4 protein-coding genes are annotated in these 6,562 nt (G+C 55.9%); 1 reads left to right on the forward strand and 3 read right to left on the reverse strand.

The window, feature by feature from the left end; genetic code table 11:
• Positions 1 to 151: 151 nt before the first annotated feature.
• The gene (locus LJE91_18115) at positions 152 to 1,003 is read left to right on the forward strand and encodes a heparin lyase I family protein (GenBank protein MCG6870572.1); all 852 of its coding nucleotides are present in this window, start codon (positions 152 to 154) and stop codon (positions 1,001 to 1,003) included.
• 374 nt (positions 1,004 to 1,377) lie between these two features.
• Here the strand turns inward: LJE91_18115 and LJE91_18120 are convergent, their stop codons facing one another.
• The 3 genes from LJE91_18120 to katG all read right to left on the reverse strand — a co-directional run bounded on the left by LJE91_18120 (position 1,378) and on the right by katG (position 6,345).
• Entirely contained in the window at positions 1,378 to 2,715 is a 1,338-nt protein-coding gene (locus LJE91_18120) for a permease (GenBank protein ID MCG6870573.1), read from the reverse strand.
• Between the two features lie 754 nt (positions 2,716 to 3,469).
• Positions 3,470 to 3,919, reverse strand: coding sequence for a universal stress protein (locus LJE91_18125; protein MCG6870574.1), 450 nt, complete (start codon positions 3,917 to 3,919; stop codon positions 3,470 to 3,472).
• Between the two features lie 263 nt (positions 3,920 to 4,182).
• Positions 4,183 to 6,345: a catalase/peroxidase HPI gene (katG, locus tag LJE91_18130; protein MCG6870575.1), complete on the reverse strand. Its 2,163-nt coding sequence runs from the start codon at positions 6,343 to 6,345 to the stop codon at positions 4,183 to 4,185.
• Between the last annotated feature and the right edge of the window lie 217 nt (positions 6,346 to 6,562).

Below are 6,562 nucleotides of genomic sequence, written 5' to 3' on the forward strand. Positions count from 1 at the left end.
TCTACTGCGCTGATGGGAGCTCGGCTCAAATGCCCCCGATTTTTCGTTGCGTAGGCCCACTATGCGCCTCAAAATCGTGAACATTTGATCTCGCTCTCCCATCATGCTCGCTACGATCACCTAAGTCCGACAGGCTCCTAGCCACGGCACTATCGACGCGGTCAACGACACCGGTACGATTACCTATACCGCCGACGCCCCATACAACGGACCCGACAGCTTCATATACACCATCAACGACAACCAGGGTCTGACCTCCAACGAGGCAACGGTAAGAATCAGCGTGACCGGTTCCAGCGAAACCAGTCTTGTCTTTGTCGGTGATTTCGAGAATGGATTCGACGGATGGGATCTCACGGAATTGTGTTGTGACCATTCCCTGAACCTTGTCGATACACCAACGAGAGTTGGAAACGGAGCCGCCCGATTCCAGATACTCAGGGACGATCCCTTAATTGCCGGAGCAAACAGGGCCGAACTGAAACTCGATAATGACGCGATCGAAACCGAGTACTGGTACGGGTGGAGCACCATGCTTCCGTCAGACTGGGTAATCGATACCTCCCTGGAAATAATCGCCCAGTTTCACCTGCCCTCCGGTAGTGGTGGACCCCCGCTCAGATTCAAGACAGATGGAGACAAACTTGTAATCAACACCAAGACTCTGAAGGATGGAAAAGACGTGAGGAAAACGGTCTTCAGTGAAGAGATCGTCAGTTCAACCATGAAGGGAAGCTGGACAGATTTCATCGTCAACGTTATCTGGACGACTGGGGATCACGGATATCTGCGAATCTGGATCAACGGCGAACAGGTGGTCAATGAACCCGGCTCAACAAACTTTATTGATACCTCCGCCCCGTACTTCAAGATTGGACTCTATAAAACGGCCTGGAGAGACAACAAGCCGTCAATTGTCGACTCCAGGGTGATCTACCACGACGAAGTACGTGTCGCGCGTGGTCCGAATGGTTACACACTGGTTGATCCGGCAAGCCAGTAGCAGCAAGTACCTTGCGTCAGAGGCTTCTGGGTATTGTCGACTTAGTGGTTAGTAACCAGCGTCATCCCGAGGCCACTCCGGTCAGGTATTTCAGGTACACGCCACCTGTCGCCAATTCAAGAAGGCGCTGGCTCGAAATACTCGATGGATTGGCCGCCCGCATCAGATGGCGGATGCGGCGAAACAGATTGTTCCTAATTGTATGCAGCGCCAGGATGCGCTGCGGGCAAAAGACATTCCGGATTGAAGCGTGTTGTCACCCGACACCTGCGCTTCCTTCAGAACACTCCAGACCTCATTCGAGCCTTTTTCCACGAACCGCACGTTCGTTACGTGATCGCATCATGTCTGGATTCTTACGTACCGACTAGTATCTACATGTAGGGCAATATCCACACGACTACCAGCAAGATATAGCATACGACCAGCGAGATTAGGACGTAAGGCACACTGTAGCTCAAGAATTCCTGGAGAGACCATTTCCTGCCGTCCTCTTTTTCCCCCATGGTCAACGCCACGTACAGAGCAGGTGCGCCGGCAATCGTGAGGTTGCTACCGAGGGTGCCGGCCCACACCAGGGCCCAGTACAGCGGCCAGGGATTGATGCCGTTACTCTCTCCCAGATCACGGATGACATAGAGCAACGTAAGAATGTAGGCATCATGCTCGACCAGGCCAACGATGGGCGAGCTGACCCAGTAGAGAATACTGGCGCCCAGCAGCAGACTCGACTCGATATACGGGACGAGCCAGGCGGCGACGAATTCGAGTATCCCAGTGTGCTCCAGTCCGCCAACCAGGGCAAACAGTGCGACATAGAAGCCAATGGCCTTCCAGTCCATCTCGGCCAGCATATCCTCCAGGCTCGGGGGATCCAGTTTCCAGGTCCTGCCGAAGATCTCGAAGATGAGGATCAGCAGCATGGTGCCGGACAGGGCGATGAACCCGAGCATGACGCCCAGATACTGCCTGAGCGACATACCGACAATGGTGAGAACAAATGCCGCGCAGACCGCAATAGCAAATCGCTTGTTTTTTATGTGCGTTCCAGCCGACTGAGCCACTGCCTGCGGATCCAGGTCAATCGTCATGGTTCCCAGCGACGAACGGCGGAACCGGTAGTAGAAGACTGCGACGACGACCAGATAGGTAACCGTCAGAATAATGAATGACGAGGGCCTGCCCGAGTGCCAGATAAATCCAAAAAATTCGATCCCCGAAACGCTGTGCAGCATCTGTGGCGGAAGATCCCCGAGCAATAGCGCGGTACCCATGAAGTTCGAGCATAGCCCGATGAAAAGAATGGCACCTGTTGCTTCGAACTGGTAGGTTTTCTTGATATGGAAGACCACGGGCGCCAGCATCAGTACCACGACCACGTTGTCAATGACCATGGAAATAAAACCTGCCAGCCCGCCGATGAGGGTGATGAACAGGGGAACACTGCCTTTGGACCATCGCAAAGCCAGGTCACCCAGGTACTCCGGTATTCCAGTTTTACCGAAATAGCCTGCGAGCAGCCAGATACTGGCCAGGATCGTAATAACGTTCCAGTCGACGGCCTTGAAGGCCTCAACTTCCGTCATGCTCCCGGCTATTACCATCGCAATGACACCGACCATGGCGGCCACAACGCTGTCGATCCAGCGGACAATTACCAGACCGATGGTTATAAGAAAGATAATCGTAGTAATTGTCTGTATCGAATCCATCCGTCGGCGTTCCTCTAGGAGTCTGTCGGATTGTGAGAATCAAGAAACGGTTTGGCCAAAAATTGAGCGTTTTTGCAACGCCCCGATCATTCCGTGGCTATCGAAGACGATTTCGTCCCCAGAATTCGCGTACGTTCACGTTGAAACCATGAATCCGCCAGCTTACTGGGCCTTGTAGGGCAAGATCCACCGTATTCTTTTATGTCATCGCGACGAGAGAAAAATAATTGACGCGGGTCCGGCTGGCAACACAAAGAAAACGGACCCGCTGAATGAGGCTTGGCGGGTTCTTTCCACGGGAATCCATCGTGGCACCGGCCCAATTTCGCTGGCCATGTTGGCGGAGGGTGAACCAGACCAAAAAAACGCTTGCGTAATAAAAGCGTAACAATGCGTCGCTATTCTGATCGGCTGGCCTGAGCATACTCAATGTGCCAGGTCGTGGTGCATGGGTGAAATTCGTATTGTATTCGGCGACGAAATACTCGACTTTATGGTCGCGTACCACTGCCGAGCCAGAATAGCAGGCGCCATGGGGCGGCCAGCAAAGAGTGTGGCAGTCCAAGGAGGTCGTATCCGACCACCGACATGAATTCGGGTCCGCTACCGGGCGCCTCAACCAGACACGCCGGTGTACACAGGCGGGCGCGGCGGGCAGTTCTCGGGCTGCAACGGTTGTCACGCACAAGGCGAGTTCTGGTGGGCGTGCGTTTATTAAGCCCGTATTGGCGGGCAGGATGTTTCGAGCCGGATTCTAGTCTGGACTGTGAACCACAGTCAGCACATCACAGGGCGATGCCCGTACTACGCCCGAGGCTGTAGAGCCTCCCAGCAGATCAGTCAGCCCATGTCGGCCACGTGCACCCAGGATTACCAGATCAACCTCGTGGTCTTGTACATATTTCACGATTTCGGTCTTTGCGGAATGGGTGCTCAGCACGACATCCAGCCGCCCACACTCACACCCAAATCGTTTGGATATTGTCTCCAGGTCATTGCGCGCGCGAGTGATCAGAAACTGCTCGGGATCCATGTCTTCCTGTGACATCTGGTAACGCGGCATATGTTCGGGAAAATGTTCCACAATATGCAGCAGGGTCATGCGGGCGTTGAAACACTTGGCGATATTGGTAGCCTGTACTGCGGCCTGTTCACTGAGTTCGGAAAAATCGATGGGTACCAGGATGTGCTGATAGTGGTGCACGGACTCGCTCCTTGGTGTCCCCCTTCGGCGGGGGATGCGGGAAACTGATGACTGGATGTGCCTACAGGCAGGGTGATACTCACTCCCGTACCCGTAAAATATAACATGTGATCGATATCGATCGGGTTGTGAGTGATTGAGGATTGGTCTAGGTTCAAAGAAGCCGCCGTTTCAGCATTTGAAACGGCGGCCATATGCGACTCACGGTATCAATGAGGCGTTGAAAGCAGTTTTCCGAAATGCTCGACAAGTTATTGCGACGATCAAGCGAGGTCGAAGCGATCCAGGTTCATTACCTTGTTCCAGGCCGCCACGAAGTCTTTGACAAACTTCTCCTGGGAGTCCGCGGCCGCGTAGACTTCAGCCAGGGCGCGCAGCTCGGAGTTCGAGCCGAAGATCAGATCGACACGCGTACCGGTCCACTTGACTTCACCCGTCTTGCGATCGCTGCCTTCAAAGACGTCTTCGTCTGCAGACGTTGCCTTCCACTGCGTACCCATATCGAGCAGGTTGACGAAGAAGTCATTGGTCAGTGACTCCGCACGGTCAGTGAAGACACCGTGCTGGGTCTGTCCAAAGTTGGTGTTCATGGCGCGCATACCACCCACCAGCACCGTCATCTCCGGCGGGGTCAGTGTCAGCAATTGCGCCTTATCCACCAGCATCTCCTCGGCCGGACAGGTGTATTTGGCCTTCTGGTAGTTGCGGAAACCATCGGCTTCCGGTTCGAGCACGGCGATGTTGACCGGATCGGTCTGCTCCTGCGAGGCATCCATGCGCCCTGGTGAGAACGGCACCGTGACATCGTGACCGGCATTCTTCGCCGCCTGCTCAACACCGGCACAACCGGCCAGCACGATCAGGTCGGCCATGGAGACCGTCTTGCCGAAATCGCTCTGGATTCCCTCGAGGGTGTCGAGCACCTTCGCCAGTTGCTCGGGCTGGTTGACTTCCCAATCCTTCTGCGGCGCCAACCGGATGCGTGCGCCGTTTGCGCCGCCGCGCATGTCGGAGCCACGGAAGGTAGAGGCGGAAGCCCAGGCGGTCGAAACCAGCTCGGAGACAGACAGGCCGGAATCGAGGACCTTGCTCTTCAGGCTGGCGATGTCGTTGTCATCGATCAGTTCATGATCGACCGCCGGAATCGGATCCTCCCAGATCAGTTCTTCGTCAGGCACATCCGGACCGAGATAACGTGCACGCGGCCCCATGTCACGGTGGGTCAGCTTGAACCACGCGCGGGCAAAGGCGTCGGCGAACTCCTCTGGGTTCTCCCGGAAGTGCCGTGCAATCGGTTCATAGATGGGGTCCATGCGCATCGACATATCCGCGTCGGTCATAATGATTGGGACCCGCTTCGACGAATCGTCAGCGGCCGGCGCCCGGTTTTTGTCAGTGGCTTCCTTCGGCGTCCACTGCCGGGCACCTGCCGGGCTTGTCGTCAGTACCCACTCGTTGTCGAACAGCATGTCCAGATAGGTCTTATCCCATTGCGTTGGGGTCGGTGTCCATCCGCCTTCCAGACCGCTGCCGATCTGATCACCACCTTTGCCGGTGCCATAGCCGCTCTTCCAACCCAGGCCCTGTTCCTCGATACCGGCTGCCTCGGGGGCAGGTCCAACCAGCGCCGCATCGCCTGCGCCATGGCATTTGCCAAAGGTGTGGCCCCCGGCGGTAAGCGCGACGGTTTCGTAATCGTTCATCGCCATGCGCGCGAACGTCTCCCGAACATCCCGGCCGGATGCAACCGGGTCCGGCTTACCTTCCGGGCCCTCCGGATTCACGTAAATCAGACCCATCTGAACCGCAGCGAGCGGATTTTCGAGGTGCTCGTGCTTGCCGGCATAGCGTTCGTCACCGAGCCAGGTATCCTCGGCACCCCAGTAGATATCCTTTTCCGGCTCCCAGATATCCTCACGGCCGCCGGCGAAACCGAAGGTCTTGAATCCCATCGATTCCAGCGCGACGTTGCCTGTGAGAATCAGCAGGTCGGCCCAGGAGATCTTCCGGCCATACTTCTGCTTGATCGGCCAGAGCAGTCTGCGCGCCTTATCGAGGTTGACGTTGTCGGGCCAGCTGTTGATCGGCGCAAAGCGCTGGTTACCGGTCCCGGCACCGCCACGGCCGTCACCAGTACGGTAGGTACCCGCAGCGTGCCATGCCATGCGAATGAACATCGGGCCGTAGTGGCCGTAATCCGCTGGCCACCAGTCCTGTGAATCGGTCATCAGCTCACGGAGGTCCTGCTTTACCGCATCGAGGTCCAGGCTCTTGAACGCTTCAGCGTAGTTGAAGTCCTCGTCCATCGGATCGGACTTGGAGGAACGCTGACGCAGAATATCCAGATTCAACTGGTCAGGCCACCAGTGCCGGTTCGACGGACCGCTGCCAGCGGTGTGGTGGAACGGGCATTTGTTGTCAGACATCGCATTTCCTCCTGTCGTGGTTACGACTGTTTGCCTATACCTGTATGGTCCTCCATTATTAGCAATCTATCCAATAAATTATGAACAAGCGTTCGATAGTTTTTGGCAATGACTGTGGGCATTGCGAGCTAAGGCGATTGCCGAAAATGGCATACCAGATCGCGCCGGGTGAACTGCGAAGCAGTGAACGGCTTGGGCAGGAAGCCCAAGACCGGTG

The sequence above is a fragment of the Gammaproteobacteria bacterium genome, assembly GCA_022340215.1.
Classification (GTDB): Bacteria; Pseudomonadota; Gammaproteobacteria; order JAJDOJ01; family JAJDOJ01; genus JAJDOJ01.

What these genes read in the sequence shown, in the direction of transcription:
- LJE91_18120 (MCG6870573.1), bottom strand. Translation starts at nt 2,715, where the DNA reads ATGGATTCGATACAGACAATTACTACGATTATCTTTCTTATAACCATC.
- katG (MCG6870575.1), bottom strand. Translation starts at nt 6,345, where the DNA reads ATGTCTGACAACAAATGCCCGTTCCACCACACCGCTGGCAGCGGTCCG.